This window comes from Halobacillus sp. SY10 (assembly GCF_045401165.1).
GTDB lineage: Bacteria > Bacillota > Bacilli > Bacillales > Halobacillaceae > Halobacillus > Halobacillus aidingensis.
Genome location: NZ_CP174345.1, coordinates 4277150 through 4303522 on the forward strand (window position 1 = coordinate 4277150; position 26373 = coordinate 4303522).

General features: G+C 43.8%; 30 protein-coding genes. 13 read left to right on the plus strand and 17 right to left on the minus strand.

Features of this window, described 5'->3' with window-relative positions:
• Positions 1-3 precede the first annotated feature (3 nt).
• Positions 4-633, plus strand: coding sequence for a YczE/YyaS/YitT family protein (locus ACJA3J_RS21370; RefSeq protein ID WP_406945216.1), 630 nt, complete (start codon positions 4-6; stop codon positions 631-633).
• Positions 634-811: 178 nt separating this feature from the next.
• Here ACJA3J_RS21370 and hmpA read toward each other — a convergent pair whose 3' ends face one another.
• Positions 812-2032: an NO-inducible flavohemoprotein gene (gene hmpA, locus ACJA3J_RS21375; protein ID WP_406945217.1), complete on the minus strand. Its 1221-nt coding sequence runs from the start codon at positions 2030-2032 to the stop codon at positions 812-814.
• 183 nt (positions 2033-2215) lie between these two features.
• Between hmpA and ACJA3J_RS21380 the strand changes: the two genes are divergently transcribed.
• Positions 2216-2653, plus strand: coding sequence for an Rrf2 family transcriptional regulator (locus ACJA3J_RS21380; RefSeq protein ID WP_089650705.1), 438 nt, complete (start codon positions 2216-2218; stop codon positions 2651-2653).
• A gap of 929 nt (positions 2654-3582) precedes the next feature.
• Here the strand turns inward: ACJA3J_RS21380 and rpsR are convergent.
• The 7 genes from rpsR to ACJA3J_RS21415 all read right to left on the minus strand — a co-directional run bounded on the left by rpsR (position 3583) and on the right by ACJA3J_RS21415 (position 8574).
• Positions 3583-3810: a 30S ribosomal protein S18 gene (gene rpsR, locus ACJA3J_RS21385; protein WP_089650706.1), complete on the minus strand. Its 228-nt coding sequence runs from the start codon at positions 3808-3810 to the stop codon at positions 3583-3585.
• Positions 3811-3831: 21 nt separating this feature from the next.
• Positions 3832-4320: a single-stranded DNA-binding protein gene (ssb, locus tag ACJA3J_RS21390; RefSeq protein ID WP_115822995.1), complete on the minus strand. Its 489-nt coding sequence runs from the start codon at positions 4318-4320 to the stop codon at positions 3832-3834.
• A 12-nt stretch (positions 4321-4332) separates the two neighbouring features.
• Complete coding sequence (gene rpsF, locus ACJA3J_RS21395) at positions 4333-4626, minus strand: 30S ribosomal protein S6 (protein ID WP_089650708.1); 294 nt, start codon at positions 4624-4626, stop codon at positions 4333-4335.
• 138 nt (positions 4627-4764) lie between these two features.
• Complete coding sequence (ychF, locus tag ACJA3J_RS21400; RefSeq protein WP_406945218.1) at positions 4765-5862, minus strand: redox-regulated ATPase YchF; 1098 nt, start codon at positions 5860-5862, stop codon at positions 4765-4767.
• Positions 5863-6381: 519 nt separating this feature from the next.
• Entirely contained in the window at positions 6382-6576 is a 195-nt protein-coding gene (locus tag ACJA3J_RS21405) for a DUF951 domain-containing protein (protein WP_089650710.1), read from the minus strand.
• Entirely contained in the window at positions 6576-7502 is a 927-nt protein-coding gene (locus tag ACJA3J_RS21410; protein ID WP_406945219.1) for a mechanosensitive ion channel family protein, read from the minus strand. Before ACJA3J_RS21410 ends, ACJA3J_RS21405 begins: the two co-directional genes overlap by 1 nt.
• 52 nt (positions 7503-7554) lie before the next feature.
• Complete coding sequence (locus ACJA3J_RS21415; protein WP_406945220.1) at positions 7555-8574, minus strand: hypothetical protein; 1020 nt, start codon at positions 8572-8574, stop codon at positions 7555-7557.
• A gap of 89 nt (positions 8575-8663) precedes the next feature.
• On the opposite strand from ACJA3J_RS21415, the gene yyaC reads away from it, so the two are divergent.
• Positions 8664-9290 (plus strand): spore protease YyaC, encoded by a 627-nt coding sequence (gene yyaC, locus ACJA3J_RS21420; protein WP_406945221.1) that lies wholly within the window; start codon positions 8664-8666, stop codon positions 9288-9290.
• A gap of 3 nt (positions 9291-9293) precedes the next feature.
• Here yyaC and ACJA3J_RS21425 read toward each other — a convergent pair whose 3' ends face one another.
• From ACJA3J_RS21425 to noc, 4 genes are all read right to left on the minus strand, one after another.
• Positions 9294-9998 carry a DUF554 domain-containing protein gene (locus ACJA3J_RS21425; protein ID WP_089650714.1) on the minus strand — a complete coding sequence of 235 codons (705 nt, stop codon included), beginning with the start codon at positions 9996-9998 and terminating at the stop codon, positions 9294-9296.
• Between the two features lie 106 nt (positions 9999-10104).
• A complete protein-coding gene (locus ACJA3J_RS21430; RefSeq protein ID WP_406945222.1) occupies positions 10105-10953 on the minus strand; it encodes a ParB/RepB/Spo0J family partition protein in 849 nt (282 codons plus the stop codon).
• Positions 10934-11707, minus strand: a complete 774-nt coding sequence (locus ACJA3J_RS21435) for a ParA family protein (protein WP_089650716.1) — start codon at positions 11705-11707, stop codon at positions 10934-10936. Before ACJA3J_RS21435 ends, ACJA3J_RS21430 begins: the two co-directional genes overlap by 20 nt.
• 116 nt (positions 11708-11823) lie before the next feature.
• The gene (gene noc / locus ACJA3J_RS21440; protein ID WP_089650717.1) at positions 11824-12690 is read right to left on the minus strand and encodes a nucleoid occlusion protein; all 867 of its coding nucleotides are present in this window, start codon (positions 12688-12690) and stop codon (positions 11824-11826) included.
• A gap of 1029 nt (positions 12691-13719) precedes the next feature.
• Here noc and ACJA3J_RS21445 point away from each other — a divergent pair.
• Positions 13720-14904 (plus strand): MFS transporter, encoded by a 1185-nt coding sequence (locus ACJA3J_RS21445; RefSeq protein ID WP_406945223.1) that lies wholly within the window; start codon positions 13720-13722, stop codon positions 14902-14904.
• 60 nt (positions 14905-14964) lie between these two features.
• On the opposite strand, the gene ACJA3J_RS21450 is transcribed toward ACJA3J_RS21445, so the two are convergent.
• A complete protein-coding gene (locus ACJA3J_RS21450) occupies positions 14965-15489 on the minus strand; it encodes a GNAT family N-acetyltransferase (RefSeq protein ID WP_406945224.1) in 525 nt (174 codons plus the stop codon).
• Between the two features lie 169 nt (positions 15490-15658).
• Here ACJA3J_RS21450 and ACJA3J_RS21455 point away from each other — a divergent pair, with 169 nt between their 5' ends.
• The 4 genes from ACJA3J_RS21455 (at position 15659) to ACJA3J_RS21470 (ending at position 18101) form a co-directional block, all read left to right on the plus strand.
• A complete protein-coding gene (locus tag ACJA3J_RS21455) occupies positions 15659-15919 on the plus strand; it encodes a transcriptional regulator SplA domain-containing protein (RefSeq protein WP_160916481.1) in 261 nt (86 codons plus the stop codon).
• Positions 15913-16941 (plus strand): spore photoproduct lyase, encoded by a 1029-nt coding sequence (gene splB, locus ACJA3J_RS21460; RefSeq protein ID WP_406945225.1) that lies wholly within the window; start codon positions 15913-15915, stop codon positions 16939-16941. Before ACJA3J_RS21455 ends, splB begins: the two co-directional genes overlap by 7 nt.
• Positions 16942-17127: 186 nt before the next feature.
• Positions 17128-17601 carry a hypothetical protein gene (locus ACJA3J_RS21465; protein WP_406945226.1) on the plus strand — a complete coding sequence of 158 codons (474 nt, stop codon included), beginning with the start codon at positions 17128-17130 and terminating at the stop codon, positions 17599-17601.
• Positions 17598-18101, plus strand: coding sequence for a hypothetical protein (locus ACJA3J_RS21470; RefSeq protein ID WP_406945227.1), 504 nt, complete (start codon positions 17598-17600; stop codon positions 18099-18101). Before ACJA3J_RS21465 ends, ACJA3J_RS21470 begins: the two co-directional genes overlap by 4 nt.
• 124 nt (positions 18102-18225) lie before the next feature.
• Here the strand turns inward: ACJA3J_RS21470 and ACJA3J_RS21475 are convergent, their stop codons facing one another.
• From ACJA3J_RS21475 to ACJA3J_RS21485, 3 genes are read right to left on the minus strand one after another with little or no spacing between them, the layout of a single operon-like run.
• Positions 18226-19308: a Ger(x)C family spore germination protein gene (locus ACJA3J_RS21475; RefSeq protein ID WP_406945228.1), complete on the minus strand. Its 1083-nt coding sequence runs from the start codon at positions 19306-19308 to the stop codon at positions 18226-18228.
• Positions 19305-20414, minus strand: a complete 1110-nt coding sequence (locus ACJA3J_RS21480; RefSeq protein ID WP_406945229.1) for a GerAB/ArcD/ProY family transporter — start codon at positions 20412-20414, stop codon at positions 19305-19307. Before ACJA3J_RS21480 ends, ACJA3J_RS21475 begins: the two co-directional genes overlap by 4 nt.
• Positions 20407-21918 (minus strand): spore germination protein, encoded by a 1512-nt coding sequence (locus ACJA3J_RS21485; RefSeq protein WP_406945230.1) that lies wholly within the window; start codon positions 21916-21918, stop codon positions 20407-20409. Before ACJA3J_RS21485 ends, ACJA3J_RS21480 begins: the two co-directional genes overlap by 8 nt.
• 105 nt (positions 21919-22023) lie before the next feature.
• Between ACJA3J_RS21485 and ACJA3J_RS21490 the strand changes: the two genes are divergently transcribed.
• From ACJA3J_RS21490 to nei, 5 genes are all read left to right on the plus strand, one after another.
• Positions 22024-22254 (plus strand): hypothetical protein, encoded by a 231-nt coding sequence (locus tag ACJA3J_RS21490; protein WP_115894089.1) that lies wholly within the window; start codon positions 22024-22026, stop codon positions 22252-22254.
• Entirely contained in the window at positions 22226-23212 is a 987-nt protein-coding gene (locus ACJA3J_RS21495; protein ID WP_406945231.1) for a DUF3231 family protein, read from the plus strand. The genes ACJA3J_RS21490 and ACJA3J_RS21495 overlap by 29 nt, the downstream gene beginning before the upstream one ends.
• A 23-nt stretch (positions 23213-23235) precedes the next feature.
• Entirely contained in the window at positions 23236-23703 is a 468-nt protein-coding gene (locus ACJA3J_RS21500) for a hypothetical protein (RefSeq protein WP_115894087.1), read from the plus strand.
• Between the two features lie 94 nt (positions 23704-23797).
• Positions 23798-24667 (plus strand): SDR family oxidoreductase, encoded by an 870-nt coding sequence (locus ACJA3J_RS21505; RefSeq protein ID WP_115894086.1) that lies wholly within the window; start codon positions 23798-23800, stop codon positions 24665-24667.
• An 18-nt stretch (positions 24668-24685) separates the two neighbouring features.
• The gene (gene nei, locus ACJA3J_RS21510; protein ID WP_406945232.1) at positions 24686-25519 is read left to right on the plus strand and encodes an endonuclease VIII; all 834 of its coding nucleotides are present in this window, start codon (positions 24686-24688) and stop codon (positions 25517-25519) included.
• Between the two features lie 16 nt (positions 25520-25535).
• Here nei and ACJA3J_RS21515 read toward each other — a convergent pair whose 3' ends face one another.
• Positions 25536-26297, minus strand: a complete 762-nt coding sequence (locus ACJA3J_RS21515) for an SDR family oxidoreductase (RefSeq protein WP_115822978.1) — start codon at positions 26295-26297, stop codon at positions 25536-25538.
• Between the last annotated feature and the right edge of the window lie 76 nt (positions 26298-26373).

Here is a 26373-nt window from a genome sequence, read left to right on the forward strand (position 1 = left end):
GACATGAAGCGCATCTATATGAGGACGATGTATTATACGGTAGGCATTATCATCATGACACTTGGCATCGCCTTGACCATCCAGTCTGCACAAGGTACGTCTCCATTTGATGCCCTTCTCGTCGGTCTGCACCGGACGTTCGGTCTGACGATCGGAAGTTGGGAGATCGTCGTCGGTTTCAGTATGATCGTATTCAATGCTATTGCTGAAAAAAGACGACCAGAGCTCCTTGCTTTGGCGACATCTCTTTTAACTGGAATCGGCATCGATTTTTGGGTCTTTACCATCCGCGATACGATCCATCCAGATGTGTTTTGGACGCAGATGATCTGCTTGGTTGCTGGAATGGTCATTGCAGGTTTCGGTATTGCGCTTAACCTTCAAGCAGACTTCGCCCCGAACCCATTCGACCGGATGATGCTCGTTGTCAGTAAACTCACGGGCTGGAACGTGTCCATCTCAAGGGCGCTCATCAGTATTCTCCTAGTTATTCTCGCCTTTCTCTTCAGCGGGGCGATTGGCATTGGCACTGTACTGATCACCCTGTTCAGCGGACCAGTCATTCAAGGTTTCATGGCGCAAATCAATAAATTTGATCAGCGCCTGCAGCCCGTTGCCCCTTCCTGTTCATAAAAAACTCAGACGACTAGAGACAAGAGAATGCATGATTAACTCATCTGGATGAAGGTGAATTTTCCTTTCAGTGGCGGCTTGCTTATGTCACGAAAGTAGGAACAATGTGAGTGTAGCCCTTCAGAATCATGTATCCAAACAAAAAGAGACGGAATCAAATTGTGATTCCGTCTCTTTTTTATAACTCTCCTTGAGGTCCAAAAAATTCATAATGAATACGATCTTCAGGAATTCCCCAACGATTCAGCATGCCATAAACAGCCTTCATGAACCCTTCCGGTCCGCAAAAATAAAATTCTGCTTCTTCAGGAGCAATTGTCTTCAACCAATCAAGTGTAATATAACCTTCTGATTTGTGCAGTCCTTTCAACAAGTCATTCTCCTCAGGCTTTTCATATATGAGGTGGGCCGTACCTGGTTTTGACTCTTCAATTTCCTCTTTAAAAGCGTGCACACGTCCGTTTCTTGCAGCATGGATGAAATGAACCTGACGATTCGGCTGAGCTTTCTGTGCGTACTTCCACATGCTCATCAAAGGTGTGAGCCCTACACCACCACTAATCAAAACAAGTGGACGTTCGGTATGGGTATCTAGATAAAAGTCTCCCGCTGGGGCACTGACAGGAATGGAATCCCCAGCTTCAACCTGATCATGCAACCAGGAAGAAACCATACCGTCAGGGTGATTCAAGAGTCCTCGTTCTTTTTTAACACTAATTCTGTAGTATGATTTTCCCGGGGCATCAGAAAGACTGTACTGTCTAAGGTGCGTATAGGTTTCTCCTGGGATTTCTGCCTTGATGGTTAAATATTGGCCGGGTTTGTAAGTAGGTAATGCTTTTCCGTCTTTTGGTTCCAAATAGAAAGAAGTGATTTCCTCACTCTCTTTAACCTTATCCACCACATCAAATAAGCGGTACCCGATCCAGCCGCCTTTTTGCTGTTCTGCTTCCTGGTACAACTCTTTTTCCACTCCAATAAAAGCATCAGCAATGACTCCGTAAGCTTTCCCCCATGCCTCAATAATGTCATCGGTGGCTGCATCCCCAAGGACCTCTTTAATGGCTTTTAACAAGTATTCTCCTACGATCGGGTAATGTTCAGGTTTCACATTTAAACTACGGTGCTTTTCTGCAATTTGTTTAACACGCGGAACAATGACCTCGAGTTGATCAATGTATTGGGCAGCCGCATAAACCGTATTGGCAAGCGCCTTTGGCTGATCCCCGACCCGCTGGTGGGTCTGGTTAAAAATATTTTTCAACTCTGGATGATCTTCAAACATCCGTTTGTAAAAGTGACGCGTAATCGCTTCTCCATGTTCTGCTAATACAGGAACGGTTGATTTAATCGTCTTTATCGTCTGTTGATCGAGAATTTCAGTCGCCTTCGTAGACATACTTAAAAACCCCTTTTATTAATTGATGTATTTTATATACATCTTTATTATAAGGAGTCCTTCCTCGCAAAAGCAATATTTAAAATACATCTTTTGTGACAGAAAACAAAACATTGCTTAATTAAGACAGCCAGGGCAGTTTATGATAAGATAATAAAAAAACAAGAATGAGGGTTAAAATAGATGCGTCTCAAGAAATACACCGATTACGCTTTGAGAGTCCTGATTTTCACTGCATCGAAACGAGATGGCGAACTTGCGAATAAAAAGGAGATTTCCGAGGTTTTTCACATCTCCGAAAACCATTTAGGAAAAATCATCCACGAGTTGAATAAACTAGAGCTGATCGAAACTCTCCGGGGACGTTCTGGCGGCATCCGTCTGGCGAAGGAACCAGCAGACATCAATATAGGAAGCGTTGTCCGCGCCATGGAAGACGACTTCCACTTGCTCGAATGCTTTGACTGCGCCACCAACTACTGCGTCATCACCCCGGCATGTAAGCTGAAAGGCGTCCTTCACGAAGCCTTACGAGCCTTTCTAACCGTCTTAGATAAATACACACTGGAAGACTTGCTGACGAACAAACAAGAGCTGAGAGCCTTAATGGGGCTGAAATAGAATAACAAAACACGGCTGACTCTCTGAATTCAGAGGAACAGCCGTGTTTTTTATGTAGCTGAAAAAGTGTTTATTGCGTAATAGCTCCCTATTGTGGAAGACTCAGTTTCGAGATAACCGGAGTTCATTTGCCGTATTAGGAGTCAGAGGTTGTTGGGAAGCTACTCGCTTTCCTGAGGGGGAGCGCCGAGCTTCCTCAGGCTATCGCCTTGCGGGATCTCGCCTATCTCCTTCTCCCACGGGAGTCTCGCAGCTTCCCAACAACCCCATTCCATGTAAGGAAGAAACGAACCCCTATACCGAGAAGGGGTTTCTCCCACTCTTCTCTCCTAAGCATGCATAAAGCGCTCTGTATCAAGCTTTTACGTTGTGAATGCCAGGTGTGGAGAGGGTTATATTATCCACTTCCCTCAATCATACAAGCGGATTTTTCCAGAAGTGGTTTCGAAAATCTTCCATGGCAAAGGGGCGGAGGGGAATGGCGAGACTCCTACTTTAAGTGTGCAGGCGCCTCGATCAGCGGCGTATGGACTGGACTGAGCTGGCGGAGATAAAGGAAACACGAAGAACGGAGTGATTCGATGTTGACTTATCGTACAGAAGCGAGGGAAGTCTCACTAGCCGCTAGGCGCCGGAACCGGATAGCTAAGGGGAAAAAAGTGCTTGGTGAGACCCCACAGAGCGAAGCTCGAGGAGGCTCAAAAGAATAGAGGAAGTTCGATTAAGTTCGGCACGTCCTGTGCCAACATCGAACGACCCCACTTCGTGTGGGGCCCCGCGGAAAGCGAGTCATTCCCCGCAGCCCCATCCACTCAAAAAACATCTCGAAACTGAGTCTTCAAGAATCCTGCCATTTACATGAATAAAGATAACGATAAAAAACCCCTTGATGGCTCTGGTGAGTCATCAAGGGGTTTATGACGCTACTCTTACTCTGTAGAGTAAGGAAGTAGGGCCATTGTACGAGCGCGTTTGATCGCTTTTGTCAATTTACGCTGATACTTTGCAGAAGTTCCAGTTACTCGACGAGGAAGAATTTTTCCACGGTCAGAGACGAAACGTTTCAACAAATCAACATCTTTAAAGTCGATGTGTGTGATTCCGTTAGCTGTGAAGAAACACACCTTTTTACGTTTTCCGCGTCCACGACGTGCCATGTAGCATTCACTCCTTCCTATTTAGAATGGTAAATCATCATCTGATATATCGATTGGTTCCCCATTATCTGCGAATGGGTCATCATTTCGTTGGTTGTTGTTATTAGAACCGAAGTTGTTTCCTGATGGTTGTTGATTCTGATTTGGTTGGAATCCTGAACCTCCACGGTTACCCCCGCCTTGGGAAGCACCTTTGGACTCTAGGAACTGCACGCTATCTGCAACAACTTCTGTTACAAATACACGCTTACCTTCTTGGTTATCGAAGCTGCGGGACTGTAGGCGTCCGTCAACACCGACAAGACTACCTTTACTCATAAAGTTAGCCAAGTTCTCAGCCGCTCTTCTCCAAACGACACAGTTGATGAAATCGGCATCGCGATCTCCTGAGTTGTTGGAAAAAGGACGGTTTACGGCGATTGTAAAGTTGGCGACAGCTACTCCGTTTGGCGTATAGCGTAAATCAGGATCCTTCGTCAATCTGCCGGCTAATACGACACGATTTAACATCAGAACCACTCCTTATTTGTCATCTTCGCGTACAGCGATGTGGCGGATAATATCATCCGTGAACTTCGCTTGACGGTCGAATTCGTTGATTGCATCACGTGTACCTGTGAAATCAACTGTTACATAGATCCCATCACGGTAGTCGTTAATTTCGTAAGCAAGACGACGCTTGCCAACTTCTTTAACTTCTTCAATCTCCGCACCGTTATCTGTTAGGATTTTGCTGAAACGATCTTTGACAGATGTTTTCGCTTCCTCCTCGATGTCTGGGCGGATGATATACATGATTTCGTATTTTCTACTCATCCGTTTTCACCTCCTTATGGACTTGACGGCTCCTTTTCTATCAAAGGAGCAAGGAGTAATCTTCATTGAATTACTCACAATTTAGTATTGTATCAAAGTTGTCCAAGATTTACAACCTTTTAACGGAAGGATCCTCGCTTATACGTTGAAACGGAAATGGATAACGTCGCCATCTTTCACTAAATATTCTTTACCTTCTAAACGGACACGACCACGATCGCGGGCTACAGCCATGGATCCTGCATCAACGAGATCTTCATATGAGACCGTCTCCGCACGAATGAAACCACGTTCGAAGTCTGTGTGAATGATACCGGCTGCCTGTGGAGCGGTCATGCCTTCTTTGAATGTCCACGCACGGACTTCCTGCTCGCCAGCCGTAAAGTAAGTCGCCAGCCCAAGCAAGTTATAAGTTGCTTTGATTAGTTGGTCAAGACCGGATTCTTCAATCCCGAGATCTTCAAGAAATTCTTCTTTTTCTTCGTTATCAAGCTCAGCGATTTCAGATTCGATTTTTGCACAAACCACGATAACTTCCGCGTTTTCTTTTGCTGCAAATTCGCGAATTTGTTTCACTCGATCGTTATCTGCTTCACCGATTTCATCTTCACTTACATTCGCCACATAGAGGATAGGCTTTGAAGTCAATAGATGAAGGCCTTTGACAATCTTTTCTTGATCGCTGCTGAATTCGACGGCACGGGCAGGGGTTTCTTCTTCCAATGCATCTTTCAGTTTTTCAAGTACTGCATACTCAGCCACTGCTTCCTTGTCCTTTTGACGTGCCATTTTTGCGACACGATCCATGCGCTTCGACACGGTTTCAAGGTCCGCCAAAATCAGTTCAAGGTTGATGGTTTCAATATCCGTAATCGGATCGACCTGACCGGATACGTGGGTGATATTTTCATCTTCAAATGCTCGTACAACGTGACAAATCGCATCCACTTGACGAATATGAGACAAGAACTGGTTTCCTAGTCCTTCCCCTTTACTCGCACCTTTGACGATTCCTGCGATATCCGTGAATTCAAAAGCTGTCGGTACAGTTTTCTTAGGGTTCACAAGCTCAGTCAACTTCTCTAGACGACTATCCGGGACTTCCACGATCCCGACGTTCGGATCAATTGTGGCGAACGGATAGTTGGCAGACAAAGCGCCTGCTTGTGTAATTGCGTTAAATAACGTAGATTTCCCCACGTTCGGTAAACCTACGATTCCTGCTGTTAGTGCCATATGAGACTTTCACTCCTTAAGGATTTACATACATGCATGTTAGTCCACTTAATTATAGATTCTGTACTTGAAAATAACAACCTATGCAAAAACGGGAAAGCTTCGGTTGTTTCTCCTAAAAAACTCCTATTTCTACAGTAACAAATTCAATAATTATTGAAAAAGATAGGAAGAACGATCTTTTTATTTGGATTTGCAAATATTTTTGTACAAATGAGTACCACGTATGAAAAACTAATGAAAGGGTACCGGGTACGCAATTCTCTCGTTTTGTACCTGGTACCAACAAGTGTTCCGTGAGTACCAGGTTTCCTGTTTAAAATTTCACAATTACACGTTAGTTGTGCCACATATCCATGCCTACTATCATTTTGGTGCCATATCATTTTGGTGCCAGGCACTAAAGACGAAAATCAGGTGCCTGGCACCGACAAATCAGAAACATGCACCAGACTTTATGTTCATAATTTCACATGAATTCGCATAAAAAGCCCCCTCTGAATACAGAAGGGGAGAGGATCATTCGCTTGTTTCAAGAACCTTTTTCATCTTTGTTTCGAATTTTTTGCGAGGAACGAGCACGCTGTGGCCGCAACCCTCACATTTAATTCGGATGTCCGCACCCATACGGATGATCTTCCAACGATTTTCTCCGCAGGGGTGAGGTTTTTTCATCTGAACAATATCATTCAACTCATAGGATTTATCAGCCATCAGGAAAATCCTCCTTTTTCTCCGTAATCGACGGGTTCGTTCGGCTCTTCGTCACGTGAATACATCACCATACGAGGGAATGGAATCTCGATTCCTTCCGCATCCAGTCTGTTCTTCACTTCTTTGCGGATCACCCGGGCCATTGCCCAGTGCTCCATCGGATTCACTTCACAAATGATACGCATGACGACATCCGACGCTCCGAGTGTCTGCACGCCAAGCAGTTCAGGGACATTCAGCATCGATTCATAGCGTTCCGGCATTTCTTTCAATAATTCCTGAATCACTTTTTCAGCGGCTTCGATGTCTTCCTCATAAGCAATACTTACATCAACAACTGCAATACTGTTATGGATGGAAAAGTTCGTCACCTGAGTGACATTCCCGTTAGGAAGGATATGAACCTCGCCTGTCCATGCCTTCACTTTCGTCGTTCGGAGACCGACTTCCTCAACAAAACCCTCAACGCCAGAAGTCTGAATATAATCCCCGACAGAGAACTGATCTTCAAAGATGATGAAGAAACCAGAAATGATATCACGGACAAGGTTCTGCGCCCCGAAACCGATGGCAAGACCTGCCACACCAGCCCCGGCAAGTAAAGCGCCGACTTCAAAATTGAACGTTTCAAGAATCATGATGAAGGCCATAAAGTACACAACATAAGACATTGTGTTCAAAACCAATTTATTCAGCGTGGCTTCTCTTCTTTCGGTAATCCGAAAAGGTCCGCGCCTTTTGTTAGCAAAAAACTGGGTGATGATTCTCCTTCCAATTCGAATGATCAAAAAGGAGACCAACAAAATGAGAACAATCCTCAGCGCACCAAATCCAACGGTAATCCATAGATCCGGACCTGTCACATAGTCGACGATCTCGTCCCATCTTGTTTTTGCATCATCTACCGCCTGTTTAGCATCGGTCACCGCTTTCCCTCCTGTTTCCGTCTATGAATATGACATCTATTTTAACAGGTTTCTAGCGAATTTTGAATCGGGAAAGAATCGGGTATAAAAGAAGAGAAACTAAAACATACAGGTTCAGGATGCCGTATAACGGATACAAGTATTCAATGAGTGTTGAGAATCCGAATGATGTAAAAGGAAGCATCACAGCGATGACAGCCATTGCAAGAATCCAGAGGGGTTGTCTCACATATTCCCTGAATCTCGTCACAAGTCCAAGCGTCCCCGAGGCTGCTGTTGTAAAGATCGCGATCCACAGCATGACCGACATGAAGATCATCATTTCATACGGATAATGTTTTAAAATCGCGAAAAGGGGGATTTCATATAAAATGATATCTTCCGAGATTTGGATCAGGCTGTTGTTATAAAGGTAAGAAACCGCCCCAAGAATAACCCCGCTACCAATACTTGCAATCCAGATTTCCCCTTTGTTTCGAACCTGGTTACCGATGGCCCCGAGGACAGCGATCAGTGGAAGGATATTCAACGCCGTAAATGGAAAAGCGGACATCCAGTTGCTCATCTCATGAACATGTCCAAAAAGAGACAGCTGCTGATCCCTGATAAACAAAATCAAAACGAACAGAAGCCCCGATATGAGCAGCGGAAGAACAAAGCTGTTCACGATGACGATCCCTTTCACATCCCAAATGAACAAAAGAATCAGAGGAATGACAATCGCCAGGACACCAATTCGATAGGAAAAATTGAATGCCTGCCACGTTGCGCCGCTTCCTGCCAGCATGATGACGGTCGTTGTAAAAAGATAAATGATAATCATCCAGTCATAGACGCCGGTCAGGTGTTTACCGACAACTGCCCGTAGAACAGGTAAATAGTGCCCGGTCTGTTTTTTGAAACTGATATCCAGTATGGCTTTACAAGAAAAGATAAACATGAGAGAGAACAAGAGAATCGCCAAGCTGCTATCATGTCCAAAAAACTGCCAAAGTTCTCTTCCAGAAGCATATCCGGCACCAATCATTGTCCCTATGATTAAGAACATCCACTTGAACCCTGCTTTTAACATGACCGTTCCTCCACATCTATGTATTTGTCACGTATAGAACCGCGGACAACCTTATATACTGTTACTACTATGTGTCTGGAGGAGAAGCTATGAATTTCAAGGACAAGTTTTCAAAAGAAGAAAAACGCGTAAACACCGACGATCCAGCCATGAGCGATTTGTTGAGCACTTACTTGCAAGAATGGCTTCCACCTTCCAAAGATATCGTAATCGCCTGTATTGGCACCGACAGATCCACAGGAGATTCCTTCGGGCCTTTGGTCGGTTCGATGCTCCATGACCATGCATTAAAAACGTTCCATATATATGGAACACTTGAGGACCCTTTGCATGCGTTGAATCTGAAGGAGCGATTAGCTGAAATCAGGGGAAACCATCCGAGTCCTTATATTCTTGCGATTGATGCATGCCTTGGAAAATCGTCATCAGTCGGATCTGTCGTGCTTGGAAAAGGTTCGTTAAACCCGGGCTCGGCATTAAAAAAAGACCTTCCGCCTGTAGGTCAACTACACATTAGCGGAATGGTCAATGTCAGTGGGTTTATGGAGCATGTGGTCTTACAGAATACAAGACTGCATGTCGTGATGCAGATGGCAGCAAAAGTAGCGGCAGCCATCCAATTGACAGAAGCGAAAAGAAAGCAGGTTCATATGGAAACGAAGCCTTTCCACACCTTTACAACCTCTTCTACAAACTTTAAAAAGAGCATTCAGTGACGCTTAAAACCACTCGGATATCGTTAAAATGATGCCGACCGTTAATAAGGCTGGGAGTAAATTCGCGACACGTATTTTGGTCAATTTCAACAAATTCAGGCCGATCGCTACGATCATCAATCCGCCTGTGGCCGTCATTTCAATTATAAATAGGTCAAGCATATGTTGGGGGATCCAGTTATTGATTTGTGTCGCTAAAAGGGCAATGGATCCTTCATAAAGAACGACAGGAATAATGGAAAAAATCACGCCGATGCCAAGCGTGGAGGTCAATACCAAAGAAACGAAACCATCAATAATGGCTTTTGTAATCAGCACTTCATGATCATTACGCAGTCCGCTGTCAAGCGCACCGATGACGGCGAGAGCACCGATGACGAAAATGAGCGAAGCGGTAATAAAACCTTGAGCAACGCTTGAAGTTTGGTTGGGCTTTGTAAATTTCCTTTCAATCCAGCGACCGATGTATTCAAGCTTGTCTTCCAGATGGATCGCTTCACCGATGACCGCACCAGAAAGCAAACTGAGCAGAACAATGACGATGTTTTCCGTTTCCAGCGCCATTTGGAGACCGATTAAAAGAACGACAAGCCCCACACCGCTCATGACCGTTTCTTTGAACCGCTCCGGAATTTTAGTAAAAAAAAGACCTAACAATGTACCGACGAATATACACAAACCGTTAACTAATGCTCCAAATAAAACCATCGCACTCTCTCCATTACCTTTTCTTTTTCTTGAATTCTCCAAGGGGAACAAAAATGAATTGTTTCATAAAAAAGAAAGAACCAGAGATCTCTCACATCTCCAGCTTTCACTCTTTATCTGCAAACAAATCGATAATCCGTTCTAAATCTTCATTGTTCGTGAACTCGATTTCAATTTTCCCTTTCCGTTTTCCTTTATGGATTTTCACTCCTGTCCCCAGGCGTTCTTTCAAATTCTCCTCACGTTCCTGCAAAAAAATATCCCGAGGTTTCTTGTCTTTCTTTTTCGAAGGCCGGTTCGTCATGTCATGAATCAACCTTTCCACCTGACGAACATTGAGGGCTTCTGCTTCAATTTTCTTCACCAATTCCAGTTGTAAATCTTGTTCCTTCACACCTAACAAAGCACGTCCATGCCCCATGGAAAGGGCGCCTTCATTGATTTTATCTGTCACCGCTTTAGGCAAAGCTAAGAGGCGGATAAGGTTGGCGATATGAGAACGGCTTTTCCCTAAGCGTTTGGATAGCTCATCCTGGGTGACACCAAGATCTTCAATCAGTTGTTCGTAAGACTTTGCTTCTTCGATAGGGGAGAGGTCTTCTCTCTGTAAATTCTCAAGCAAAGCAATCTCCATCATTTGTTCATCCGTCATTTCCCTGGAAATAGCAGGCACATGAGTAAGACCGGCTTTTTGAGCTGCACGAAAACGACGCTCCCCGACAACAATTTCATAGCCTTTGATGCTCTTCCTGACGATCAAAGGTTGCAAGATACCGTGTTCTGCAATGGACTGTTTCAACTCTTCCAATGCTTCTTGTTCAAACTGTTTGCGGGGTTGATAAGGGTTTGGACGACAGTCTTTAATCGCTACGTGTTGAATCTCTTCTGTCGATGTCTGGTTGTTGAAAAAAGCGCCTAAAGCCTCTTGGCCTTTGCTACCTAACCCTTTCGCCATTCACAATCACTTCCTTTGCTAAATCTAAATATACTTCCGCGCCTCGTGATTTGGCATCATAAAGAATCGCTGGTCTGCCGTGACTGGGCGCTTCGCTTAAACGCACATTCCGAGGGATAATCGATCGGTAAACACGATCACGAAAGTATTTCTTCACTTCCTCTATAACTTGGATGCCGAGATTTGTGCGCGCATCAAGCATCGTCATTAGTACACCTTCAATCATCAAATCATTGTTCATATGCTTCTGGACGAGACGTACTGTATTTAAAAGTTGGCTCAAGCCTTCCAGGGCGTAATATTCACATTGTACAGGAATTAAAACGGAATCAGAGGCGGTTAAAGCATTCAAGGTTAAAAGTCCGAGAGAAGGGGGGCAGTCGATAATAATATAATCATAATCACTTTTGATTTCATCCAATGCTTTTTTTAACTTTACTTCCCGGGAAATAATCGGGACCAATTCTATTTCCGCTCCAGCCAATTGAATCGTTGCAGGAATGGTGTCAAGGTTACTTACAATCGTACTCGTCTTGACATCAGCCGCTTTCACATCATCAACGAGGACGTCATAGACGCACCGATCCATATCTCCTTTTTCCACACCAATTCCACTGGTCGCATTCCCTTGGGGATCAATATCCACCAAAAGGGCTTTATAATTCAAATGCGCAAGACATGCACTTAAATTGACGGCCGTTGTTGTTTTGCCGACCCCGCCTTTCTGATTGGCGATTGAAATCACTTTTCCCATGATGTCACCTGCCTCACTATCTTTTTTATCATTCTACCATTTTATTGAAAGCATTAGGTAAAATGACTTAAAAAAAGCCCCATCTCCACATAAGGCAAGATGGGTCGTTCAGGCTATTATTTTTTCTTCCCTTTAGGAATCTTAATTGTAATCTGGTAATAATCGTCGTGATCTTCTTCGTCCGTTTCTAAGTCGATTCCTGTATCGGTCACCATTGTCAAAGATTGGCGAATCGTATTCATCGCAATACGCATATCCTTATTGACGCCTTTCATCTTCGGCTTCTTTTTCTTTGGTGCAGGGTCATTCAATTTAGCAATCCGCTCTTCGGTCTGCTTCACATTCAACTGCTTTTCAATGATTTCTGCCAATATCTTTTCCTGTTGTTCCTCTTCTTTCAAAGCAATCAGAGCGCGTGCATGCCGTTCCGTAATCTTCTTATCCATCACGGCCTGCTGGACAGACTCTGGTAATTTCAAAAGACGCAATTTATTCGCAATGGTCGATTGACTTTTTCCCAGCCGTTGCGCCAGGGCTTCCTGCGTAATCTGATGCAGTTCCAAAAGCTTCGCATACGCGACAGCTTCTTCAATAACGGTCAATTCTTCCCGCTGTAAGTTTTCAATAAGAGCGACAGAGGCCGTTTGTGAATCATTCATCTCGCGGATAATCGCAGGGACCGTTTCCCAGCCCAGAGACTGGACGGCACGCCACCTACGTTCACCGGCGATCAACTCATAATCTTCTTCATTTAACCGACGGAGAACGATCGGCTGAATCATCCCATGCGTATGTATCGTCTGGGCGAGTTCGCTAATCTTCTCGTTGTTGAATATCGCTCGAGGTTGGTAACGGTTGGGCTGCACGCGTTCGACTGGAACTTGTACAACCTCGTCGGGGTTGTAGCCTTCTTCTTCATTGTTGTCATTATCCGAATCCGGTTTGTCCCCTAGCCCGAACAAACGACCAAAAGGATGTAACACGATCAGACACCACCTTTATACGATCGAGCATACGCTGTTTATTGTATATACCCTATATTTTGAAACATAAAAAGCGCCGCAGGCTACTCAGCTGCTGCGCGTACGTATGCCGTTTTTCATTTCTCTATTTATTTTATCACATTTAATCTATGAAAAGTATGTTCAAGATTGAAGAATTGCTCGTCGGCTTTGTCGAAAACGCACATTTTCCTAATAAGAAACGTGGTTTTCCGCCATTTAACCGTCTCTATTTCATGACTTTTCCTGACAAATATAGTCGATAGATTTTCTAAATCCTAAAACTTCTTAAACAATATGGCAGGATTCTTGAAGACTCAGTTTCGAGACTTTTGTTGAGGGGATAGGGCTGCGGGGAATAGCTCGCTTTCCGCGGGAGCGCGGTGAGCCTCCTCGAGCTTCTCTCTGCGGGGTCTCACCAAGCACTTTTTTCCTCTTCTATATCCGGTTTCGGCGCTGATCGAGGCGCCTGCACACTTAAAGTAGGAGTCTCCCCATTCCCCTCCGCCCCTTTGCCATGGAAGATTTTCGAAACCACTTCTGGAAAAATCAGCTTGTATGATTGAGGGAAGTGGATAATATAACCCTCTCCACACCTGGCATTCACAACGTAAAAGCTTGATACAGAGCGCTTTATGCATGCTTAGGAGAGAAGGGGGGGAGAAGGAGATAGGCGAGATCCCTCAGGACGCAGTCCGAGGAAGCTCGGCGCTCCCCCACAGGAAAGCGAGTAGCTTCCCAACCAACCACGAAGCTAAACTTAGCAACGAACCCCGAAAACATCTCGAAACTGAGTCTTCCACAATAGGGAGCTATAGTGTGGGAAGTTAGGGAGGAATATAGGGCGGGGATGAATAATATATAGAATTGGACTAATTTTTAGGAGGATATTGATATGCAGAAAAATTCCACAGAACGTTTCACTCAATCAGCAGGGGGGAGAGCTTTTTAATTTTCATTTACGCTTGACCTCCTGCTTGCATCGGATTTTACATTGCAGGAGGAAACATATTGAAAAAGAATACGTTGGCATCCTATAACATTCAACTTTTATTTTGGGCAGAAATCTTTGGAAATTTCCGCTTCATACAGCCCGTCCTTACACTATTTTATTTTGCGAGAGGCCTTGATGAGACGAGGATCCTTCTCATCATGACCTTTTTCAGTATAGGAGTTCTCCTTGGAGAACTTCCTACAGGGGTCATCGCCGACCGGTTTGGTGCTAAACGGGCTTTTCTTATCGGTTCCGTTCTCAGCATTCTTGCCCACGGTTTATTAATTTTCGCCTTCGATCCATGGGTGTTTTTCGCAAGCAGCTTTCTTACGGGCTTCGCTGCTACGTTTTTCAGTGGGGCAGATGAAGCACTTATCTATGAATCCCTAAAAGAAAGTAATGAAGAGAATCTCATGGACAGGGCGATGGGGCAGATTGGATCGGCACGTTTTATCGTCTCCATATTCGTTGTAATCATCGGGGCTTTCTTAGCTAAAGATTTGAATGAAAACCAATTCCGACTTCTACTTATGCTCGGTGTTTTCTTCATGTTGATTCAATTCATTTTTCTCTTGTTTATTAAGAACCCTCCGAACCAAGGCGGGGTGCGGACGCCAATGGTGAAACAAGTGATAGAAGGATATCAGGCCATCCGCAAAACGCCACAAGTACTTTGGATGTTCATAAACATCTCTCTTGTTTTTATTCCAGCCGTTGCCATCTTTGAGAAATTTGATCAAAAACTGTTGGTAGATGCTGGGCTCCCTGTTTACGGAATTGGGATCGTCTACGCGGTGACCGCTCTCATTGGTTTTGTTGCGGCACGATCGATTGGTTGGATGACAAAACGGGTGACACGAGTACAGCTCCTGTTCATCACAGGGATCCTTGCCGTCCTATCCCTTACAGCAGCTGCTTTACTACACACTCATCTCTGGACTGTTCTTTTAGCTATCATCCTTTTGAAACTTGTGAGTGCCATTCGCTATCCCGTTTATTCACAGCTGGCCAACGACATTATCCCTTCGAATGTGAGAGCAACGACCATTTCTTTGCTTTCCATCCTGGATTCTGTGTTTGACTTGGTGATTTTTACAACCGTCAGCGGAATTGCACCCTTCGGTTTCATGCCTATGTTCCTTGTTTGTGCAGGGATCGCATTGATAGGAACACTGATTCCTGTTCGTCAAGCTTCGACATAACTTTTGAAAAAATAAAAATCCCGTCCGATACAATCGGCCGGGATTTGTTTCACATGAAATCTATCCATCATTTTTAATTCTTCCATACATATCAATATCTTTATATTCTCCCCAATGATAGACGTCCTGCTTTAACGTTCCCTCATAGCTCAGACCGGCTTTTTGCATGACTTTTGTCGATCCTGGATTGGAAGTGATTGCTGCCGACCAGATCCGGTTCAACTCTAATTCTTCAAATCCGAAGTCCACGACCCGAATCGCCGCTTCTGTCGCATACCCCAGGTTCCAATAGGGTTTCCCAACCCAGTAAGCGAGTTCCCCTTTGTGGTGTTTTTTATCGACCCTTAAAGTCATTGTGCCGACAAGCTCATTGGACTCTTTTAATATCATTGCCAATGGATATGCGGTCCCTTTTTCTATCCAATCCTTATGAAGGGCAATCCAATCCTCAGCCACTTCAAACGTGTAAGGATGGGGAACGAAAGTTGTCGCCGCCACGGCTTCATCTCCTGCTAATTCGACCACTCGTTCCGCTAAATCATTCGTGTACGGCCTCAAACAAAGTCTCTCTGTATGCAGATTCATGTTCCACCCTCCTCCTGTGATATTGACTTTACTTCTAGTTCCATACTGGATAATCCTTTTTTACAAGCGAAGTCGTAATAAAAGTCGACATTTGTGGAAAAATGAGCACGATTAGATAAAAGATAGGACTGACAGGTGGAAGCCAAAAATATGAGAAGCAGGTGATTGGATGGATCTACAACAAAACTACAAAGCAGGAGACATCGTTTACGTGATTTACAGGAATCCACACACGTATGATGTTGCCAATGTGCAAGAAGCTGCTGTCGTAAACAATCCTGAACAACCAGGGGAATTGGCCTTATTTTTATATGAAACCTATTTTCCGCTGGATGAAAACATCGCGATTTATGCATCCGAAGGGGAAGCGGAACGTGCTTATCATGATGCCTTTGGCGGGGGAGTAGAATCGGAGGGTGAGCTGTGGTAAAACCATTCGTCCCAGAACTTGTCTATATTGAACCAAGAGCCCTCGAATATCCGTTGGGGCGTGAACTAAAGGAAAAATTCGAAAAGATGGGAATTGAGATCAGGGAAACCACCTCTCACAACCAAGTCCGTAATCTCCCAGGAGAAAATGATTTTCAAAAATACCGGATCGCCAAATCTACACTTGTCGTCGGCGTAAGAAAAACACTCAAATTCGATACATCGAAGCCCTCTGCAGAATATGCCATCCCCCTTGCGACAGGGTGTATGGGGCATTGCCACTATTGTTATTTGCAGACGACGATGGGAAGCAAGCCTTACATCCGAACGTATGTCAATGTCGAAGAAGTGTTTGATGCGGCTGAACAATATATGAAGGAGCGCGCTCCGGAAGAGACCCGTTTTGAAGCGTCCTGTACGTCTGATATCGTCGGCATCGACCACTTGACCCACTCGTTAAAACGGGCCATTGAATACTTCGGAGAATCTGAACACGGCAGACTTCGTTTTGTTACGAAATTCGCACACGTGGACCATCTGCTTGATGCCAAACACAACGGACGGACAAGGTTCCGTTTCAGCATGAACGCAGATTATGTCATCAAATACTTAGAACCCGGCACTTCCCGTTTGGATGACCGCATCGAGGCTGCCGCTAAAGTCGCAAAAGCTGGCTACCCACTTGGATTCATTATTGCACCGATCTATTTGTACGAAGACTGGAAGGAAGGGTACCGCATCCTTTTTGAAAAACTTCAGGACAAATTGCCGGATTATGCAACGAAGGATTTAACCTTTGAATTGATCCAGCACCGCTTCACGAAGCCAGCCAAGCGCGTTATTCAAAAGAATTATCCGATGACAAAGCTGGAAATGGATGAAGAAAAGCGTAAATATAAGTGGGGCAAATATGGAATAGGAAAGTACGTCTATCAAAAAGACGAACAAGAAGAAATGAAGAACGTACTAGGTGGTTATATTAATCAATACTTTCCTGAAGCCAGTCTCGAATATTTCACGTGAAACAAAAACTCAGAGCCCCGCTCTGAGTTTTCCAAATCCCAGAATAGCTCCCGATGGTGGAAGACTCAATTTCGATAGGAATCCCGCCGTATAGTTGAATAAACCTTGTGATAAAGTGTGATTTTCTAATGGAATAATTTCAATGCAGACCACAAACAATAGAGGGAGATAATAAGGAGGATTCGTATGGCTTTTACCGTATTTTTCGTATGCGCCTGGTTGATCATCAGCGTCTTCACCATAATCCCTAAGCGCTTAACCCTCATAGAGAATACATTCATATTCTTAACCACAAGTGTAATCAACATCAACTGGACATGGATCATTAATGAAGAGTTAAAGTATGTGAAAATTACGGAGGATCCTTCTAATTATGCTGGCTTTTTAATTTTTCGAAGTATCATCATCCCTACTCTTTTAATGGTTCAACTGAATTTATACAACCCTTCATCCTCTCCGGTAAAAAAAGCACTCATTCTAATTGCTTCTGTCCTTTGCTTAGTTTTGCTAACCATTTTATCCAGAGTGCTTGATGTTTCCGATTACAAAGATTGGAATCTGGGTTTTGATGCCATTTACTATGTGTCCCTCCACCTTTTCAGCATAGGGGTGTCTAAACTGATTAGGAAATCCACACGCATTGAGGTGAAACAACCGTGAACTTCCTATGGGAAACCTTCGATAAAAATGAAATATCTATTATGATTCTCATCGCTATCGCCTACACCATCTTCTTCATCCTCCCTTTTAAATTCAAACGGGAGATCACTTGGCTATTCATGCTGCTCGGATTTACCATTGGCGTTTTCTTCGATTTCACCATTGGTGGGGGGCTTTTTGACTTTTTTAAACTTAATGATACGGACCATTATGAGTTATTCGATTTTTGCTATTACTTGATTTTCGCTCCCTTCAGTTACTTTTTCATATACTTTTATGACACATTCAACGTCAGTAAAAAAACATTCATTTTTTATATCCTTTTATGGGTCATCGTTGGAGTTATTATGCAGTGGGTGTTTACAAAACTAGGGATTGTTGAATTTCAAAACGGCTATGAAATTTCTTATTCTTTTGCTGTTTTCTTAATTACGCAGACGTTTACGGCTCTCTATTTTGAAATCATTCGATCACGCTTCCGGGTACTGAAGAAAATCTAAAACAAAAAATAACCTCCATGGAATGCAGACCCTTTCCCTCGTGTTTATCTATTCCTTTGGCGCGCAAAAGGTCACCCTTAAAACGGGTGACCTTCCGCTTTTTCCTGATGAAGTTCTTAACATGCTAGGAGAAGATGCCGTATTCGATAATTTTCACATCAAACTGAACATCGACGTCTAGTTCAGAGTAATTGTCCTGCCATTGAGTAAGATCAAAATTGCCTTTACGCGTTTTTGTAAAGTTACCAAGACCGAGCGGGTCGACTTTTTTTTCTTTGAATAATGAAATGAGTTCGTCTGCTTCTTTATTAAAGTATTCAACGAATTTCTCTTCCATTTCTCTCGCTAATTTAGGAGTTGCTTTGCGATCAACGCCTGCCATTTCATTAACTTCAGCTTTTAATTTCACTTTGATTGTGAACTTAGGATCATCAAGTGGTCCTGTTAGACTATAATCGACGTTTGACCCGATGTTTTCCAACATGAGGGTCCCCCCTTCAAACGGGAGATCCTGCATTCCTTTAATAAAATTCTCTTTTAACATTTTAAATGTAAATATTTTCGAATCCGGAACTTCAGCGACAAGCAGACCTTTTTTAAAAAAAGCGAGACCAGATAGTTCGACAAATGACTCACGTTCTTTAAGTAAAGGCAGGAACGGATCCATTCCCTGTGCATAATACGCATATAAGAAATCGTGTAAGCTTGTCGATGGGAAGTTATGGAGCGTATTATTTTCAATGAGCCCCTGAAGATGCTTCGAGGTCGTTTCATCCTGCGTGTATCCACTCTCTATTAAATTTTTTGCAGACCCGTCAACAACACCTAAAAACATGTTTCTGCTGAGCCGGGGGTCTCGGCTAAGGACATCAACAATATCATCCAAACCCTTTTCAGCAAGTTCTTTGCTGTATAAGGTTACGGCAAGCTTTCCAATGGAAATTGGCTTGGAGGATTGTTTTTGAATTTCCACTTCGACATCTTTGGTCGAATCGGCATCGACCGTCAAGTAAAGTTCCGATGCTGCCTGTTTATCTTCGCTTTTCCCATATTGAGGAATAGATACAGTTCCCCGAATGCGTTCTTCCTCTCCCACATCATATCCGACAATTTGAACAATCGCGTTCTCTTCGACACTTTTATCCGCCATACATCCGGCCAAAAAGACAACAGACACCATTATAAGAAGACTCCAATGTTTTTTCATGTCCGCTTCCTCACTTTATCTGAGATCGTCTTCAACACTAATAAAACGGGAATATACATCAAAACATACATACCAAGTTGTCCTGACAAGTTATTTACAGCATCAATCATCGGCCTGCCGTCTATCAAAACCGTTGGGAAGTAGATAGCGATACAGAAAATGATAACCATATATTTTTGTTTTACATTAAACACTCGTTTCGGAATCCTTGTCGCTCCCCATAACCCTAAACATATATTCGGAAGAACGACATACAACCACATGGCGATCCCTACAAACTCAAAACGTTCAATAAAAGGAAATTCGACAATTTTCCAAGCAGATATTGTCCCCCAAACGACCTGCTTTAATTGCTCTTCACTATAATAAACGAACGTCACCAGGACACTGATTAAATAAACCATCGTCGTGTAGAACACACCGTAATGGGCCCATTTCTTAGATTTTTGAGGATTTTTGATGAATGGATAGTAAATCAACAGGAATTCTAACCCTAAAAAGCTGAGAATACTTTGCTTGGTGGCGCCTAATATACCTGGAATACTATGACTGACGGCTGGATAGATGTTCATTGTATGGCCCGCTTCTACAGGAAAATATTTCAGCAGCAAAATGGGCAGTCCGATAATGACGCTGATCAGACATATCCCCGTAATGACACGGAATCCTCCACTCACCAGATAGTACACGAGAAACAGGAGGACAAAGGCAAATACCCATACATGCATACCCGGAAACACCCATACTTTAATGACCTCTATAAACGTAATCACAACGGTAAAGGCAAGCAGAGTAAAATAAGCACAAAAGAGGAGGCTTAAGAACCCCCCTAGATATTTGCCAAAGATACTTTTATGAATTTCTACAATATCGCCTCCCCCATTTTGAAGGAGACGATAAATCATCCATAGGATCACATGCAAAATACCGCCCGCAATCAATATGGAAATCCACGCATCAAACCCGGCTTTCTCGACTAAATATTTTTCAAAACCGAGGATCCCGACCCCCACCTGCATGCTGTGGATTAAAAAGAAGACATACGCAGGTGTCACTAAGTAATTCTCAGGGATATTCAACCCCTGGCTGTTGTTCAATTTATTCATCGATATCCCTCTTTGCGTTCACACGTGATGGATTCATCCGTTGTGTATCTTCTGACCTCGTAAGAACAGGTCGTTCCGTCTGCTTGTTGAATGGCAGACGAATAAAAGCGTCCTTCAAATCTTTAATTCTAAGCGGATAAAGCGGTTCGAAAAAAGGACGTCCGATCGATTGTAATTTAATGAGATGACCAATGAAAAAGACCATACACATCGAAACCCCTATAAGTCCCCAAAGTTGTGCGCCGATAATGAAAGGGAAGCGTATTAAGCGAATGGTATTACCGATTTGATAGACAGGTGTCGTAAACGAAGCCAGGGCACTAAGAGCTACGATGATCAATAACACATTACTCGTAAGTCCCGCGTCTACGGCTGCGGTTCCTATGACGATACCTCCAACGATACCGATTGTTTGGCCGATCTTCGTCGGAAGTCTTGCCCCAGCTTCACGTAACAATTCAATCGTCAATTCCAGGACAATCACTTCCAGTATCGGTGGAAATGGAATATCCGAACGGGAGGAAACGATGGTTGCCATCAATGCTCCTGGAATCATTTCGTGATGATAGGTAAGAACAGCCACATATAACGGTGTACTTAAAACGGAAAAGATAACGGCAAACAGCCGTATTAAACGAAAAGCGGTCGCTAAGTGCCAGGGGAGAAAATAGTCATCAGAAGCCCCGAAGAATTCGACGACCGTAGTCGGGCATGTCAATGCATGGGGAGACCCTTCAACGAGAATGGCTACTTTCCCTTCAACCAGGTTCGAAACCACACGGTCGGGCCTTTCCGTATCTAGTAGCTGCGGGAAAGGGGAATTGGAATTATCAGCAATGACTTGTGTGACGAAGGAACTATCCGTCAGTTGATCAATTTCTATCCCTTTCAACCGCTGTTCGACCGTTTCAACATTATCCTTGTTCACTATCCCTTCAATATAAACGACAGCGACACGAGTTTTTGTCACTTTGCCGACATTTGTTTCTTTGACTGTCAGCTGTGGGAGTGGCAGCCGTTTTCGAATAAGGTTGATATTCGTATTCAACGTTTCCACAAACGCTTCTTTCGGCCCTACAACACTAAATTCCACTTCTGGAATACCAACGTCTCTTGATTCTAAGGAGACCGCAGGCACCAGAAGTACTTCTTCATCCTTTTCATGAATCTGGACCATAATGTAACCGTACATCACTTTTTCTTGAATTAATTCCAGTTTTGATGTTACTCGGATGTTCTCCACAGGAATTCTTTCCCGCATGTCATGTAAGGTGTGGAAGGATTCACTATTTAATATCGATAAAACACTGCGATTCAAAATTTTCGAGTCACTCATCGTTTTTAAATAAGAAATCGTGCACCTCGTACTGCCACTTAACTTGTAATGGACAAAATCCTCCGATTGCTGCATCGCTTGAATAAATTCAGAAAGAGAGCCGCTCTGCTTCTTTGTCTGCTGTTGCTTTTCTGGCTGCTGTTTTTCTTTCCGCTTCCATTTCCACATGACGAACTCCTTTATTCCACAGTCTGACTTCTTTCTCCTATCATCCTCTTTTCGTAATAATTTATACCTGGACGGAAAGTATAAAAGAGACAAGGAGGACGAACCATGATTTACGCTTATCTTTCTCCACTGATCATCGTTGCATTAGTTTTTATCTCTACCATGTTCGTCATCGACTGGTTAGCTAAATTATTGATCTACATTTTCCTTGTAAACCTGGTCTGTTTACCTGGTTACTTGTTGTATAAGGATGAAGTGAAAGAAAGTAAGTTAGAACCGCCACCATCATCACAGGAGGGAAACCAATATGTCCAAAAAAACACTGACAGCCAATGAAATCGGCCTTTTATGGACACAATATGTGCAGAACAGTATGGCCGTCCCCATATTGGAACATTTCCAATTGACGCATAGGGATGAAGAAATCCAACCGTTAATAGGGATGGCAAGAGAATTAGCAGATAGAGGGATCGAAGAATGCGGGAATTTCTTTGAGGAAGCGGGTCTCCCTGTTCCCAACGGTTACAGTTTGGATGACTTGAACCCCAATGCTCCAAAGCTGTTTACAGATGCCTTCATGTTGACCTTCCTGGGACACATGGGAAAGGTAGGTCTTACTTCTGATGGGTTCTCTTTAGGGGCCTCATCAAGAGAAGATGTCCGTGAATTTTTATCTGAACGGATAAACAAACAAGATCAACTTTACAACCGCTGTGTGAACATCGGAATGGAAAAAGAGGTTTATATAAGACCTCCGCAAATCGCAGTATCCAAAGAAACAGAATACATTGAATCTAAAAAATACTATCATCCATTTAGTAAAAGATGCTTGAATACAATGGAAATCACACATTTGTATGAAAACATAAAAAATAACACCCTTGGAGAGGTATTGTGTCAGGGGTTTGCGCAGACTAGTAAGAACAAAACAGTCAAAGAGTATATGAAACACGGGAAAAAGATGTCGATTAAACATCGGAAATCGTTCTCCACTCTTTTGGATCAGTCCGGCATTTTGACGCCGATGGTATCTGCCAACTATTTGACCACAAACACAGACCCTGTCTTCTCTGACCGACTCATGATGTATTTAATAAGCGTTCTTGCTTCATCTGGACAAGTGAATTATGCCACTGGTTCAGCCGTGGGGCTCCGCTACGATATTGTCTTCCTTTATCATAAGTTCATTTTAGAAGCCGCGATCTATGCCAAAGACGGTCTGGATATCATGATTCATAATGGATGGTTTGAAGAACCCCCGCAAGCTCCAGACAGACAGAAACTCATCCAATAATTTTTAGCGGAAGAGGAATCGATATGAAAGAAAAACGACTGGAAATTTTATTATGGAGCATTGCTTTTCCGGGATTCGGCCAGCTGTTGAATGGACATCTCATCAAGGGACTCGCCTTCATCCTTTTAGAAGTGATTCTCAACGTGAACAGCTCTTTCAACATGGCGATTGTTCATAGCTTTCACGGAAATATAGAAAAAGCCATTGAAGTGACGGACTATCAATGGCTGATGTTTTATCCTTGTGTGTACATGTTCGCCGTTTGGGATGCGTACCGTGAGGCGGATGGGGAATGCCCTCCTTATGCCTTTGTTCCTTTTGCCTTTTGTGCTTACTCCGTTACCATAGGGTTAATCTATTCACCTCTATTCAAGGTGGGAGGCGTTTTAATTGGACCCGTCTGGCTGCCCATCCTGTTCTTGCTTCCAGGCATCGTCATTGGATTATTCATAAGATCTTTATTATTACGCTCTTCCAGCAGCCCCTCATAAATCTCACGATGAGGGGTTTTTTGCTATGTTTGTTTGATTTTTCCCAAATGGTGGAATGACATCAAACAAACAACATTTGAGGAGGAGTTCACTTATGAATAGAGAACAACGCCAAACAAACGGTCAACCAGGACAAGAACAGTCGATTCAGCCAGGGGTGGAAAATGAAATGAACCCCCTCCCCTTGCAGGCGGATGAGGATTATAAAAGTGGCAATAAATTAGTTGGAAAAGTCGCCTTGATTACAGGTGGTGACAGCGGTATTGGACGATCTGTGGCCATCGGCTACGCGAAGGAAGGCGCCGACGTTGCTATTTCTTATTTAGAGGAGCATGAAGATGCCGAATATACGAAGAAAAAAGTCGAAGAGGAAGGACGCCGTGCCATCTTGATTCCTGGGGACGTCGGTGATGAGGAAATATGCAAAACAGCGGTCGAACGCACGGTGAACGAGCTTGGTCAATTGGATATTCTCGTCAATAACGCTGCCGAACAACACCCGACGGACGATTTGTTAGACATTACTACAGAACAATTGGAAAGCACATTCCGGACGAACATTTACTCCATGTTCCATTTAACAAAAGCAGCGATTCCCCATTTGAGAAAAGGAAGCTCTATCATTAATACCGCTTCCGTAAACCCATATATCGGGAACCCTCACCTTGTGGATTATACGGCAACAAAAGGAGCGGTTGTTGGATTCACACGTTCGATGGCCAAGCAATTGGTCGATAAGGGGATTCGAGTCAACGGCATTGCTCCAGGACCGATTTGGACACCACTCATTCCGGCTACCTTCTCAGAAGACAAAGTGGAAGAATTCGGTACAAACACACCGATGGGGCGTCCTGGCCAGCCTGTGGAACATGTAGGAAGTTATGTTCTACTCGCATCAGACGATTCCACCTACATGACGGGACAGTTCATCCATATCAACGGAGGAATGTTTACATCCAGCTGACCGAAAGGAACGAAACAGATGCCAGAAGGACCAGAAATCAGACGGGCAGCAGATTCCGTAGAAAAAGCATTAAAAAATAGAACCATCATCGATATCAGTTTTGCCTTTGAGCAATTACAAGGATATGAAGAAATTCTGCGAGGCTCAACCGTCACAAGGGTCGACACAAAAGGAAAAGCAATGCTCATCCGCTTCGACAATGACCAGGTGATTTATTCGCATAACCAATTGTACGGAAAATGGTACATTAGAAACGCCTATACCTACCCAAAAACAAACCGTCAATTGCGGCTCGCCCTTCATAATGAAAAGAAATCCGCCCTCCTTTATAGTGCTTCAGATATTGAAGTGCTGAAAAATGGAGAAGAGGAAGAGCACCCTTTTCTTTCAAAAGTAGGGCCTGATCTATTAAGTGAAGATGTGACGCCGGATGATCTTTTTGCACGTTTTCAGGAAAAAAGATTTCAACGAAGAAAATGGACCTCTCTCCTCCTGGATCAAGCATTCATCGGAGGAATCGGAAATTACTTGCGCAGTGAGATTCTATTCGTTGCTGGTATATCTCCATTTTCAAGACCCATCGATTGCACAGAGGAACAGCTTTACCGTGCAGCAAAAGCGTGCATCGACCTGATGTGGCGTTCCTATGAAAACAAAGGCATCACAAACGATCCAGCCCTTGCAGAAGAGTTGAAAAAGAAAGGCAAAAAGCGCTATGAGTACAGGCACTGGGTCTTCAATCGGGAAGACCGCCCGTGCCGGATCGATGGAACAGAAATCATCAAGTTTCGTGCCGCTTCTCGGCGCTGTTACTACTGTCCGACATGCCAAAAAAATCCCGCTCCCTCATAAAAGGAGCGGGATTTTTTTATCTTCCTAACCAACCACCATCAATGGCCAACTGATGTCCGTGTACATAACGGGAGGCATCAGAAGCAAGAAAGACCGCGGCACCGATGAAGTCTTCCGGTTTCCCCCAGTCACCTGCTGGGATTCGATCAAGGATCTGCTTGTTCCTTTCTTCGTCTTGGATAAGCGCCGTATTCATATCAGTCGCGATGTATCCGGGTACGACACTGTTGACATTGACACCTTCTTTCGCCCATTCATTGGATAAGGCTTTCGTCAACTGGGAAACGCCACCTTTGGAAGCCGCATAAGCGGGTACACGAATGCCTCCCTGGTAGGACAACAAGGAAGCGAAGTTGATGATTTTCCCGCTCTTGTTCGGCACCATATAGCGCCCCGCTTGCTGACAGAGGATCCACGTCGTTTTGAGATTGATATTCAGAACATCATCCCAGTCCTCTTCTGAAAAATCAACAGCATCGGAACGCCTCTGAATTCCTGCTGCATTCACTAGAATATCAACACGACCGAACGCTTCCACAACCGATGGAATCGCCTCTTTCACTTGATCTTTATCACTCAAATCACATGGTATGATGTGGCAGGTTCGGCCATGTCCTTCGATTTCTTTTTTTACGTCTACTTGTGATGTGTTCCGCTGTAACAAGGCAACATCAGCACCAGCCTCGGCCAGACCGATAGCTACAGCACGCCCGATTCCTCTTGTTCCGCCAGTGACGGCTGCTATTTTTCCATCTAAACGAAATAAACTCTCTGTCATTTCAATCCCCTTTCACACTACGATAGCGTTTACATTCTCTTATATACCTTTCGATAGGCGGTGAGGAATTTCCTTT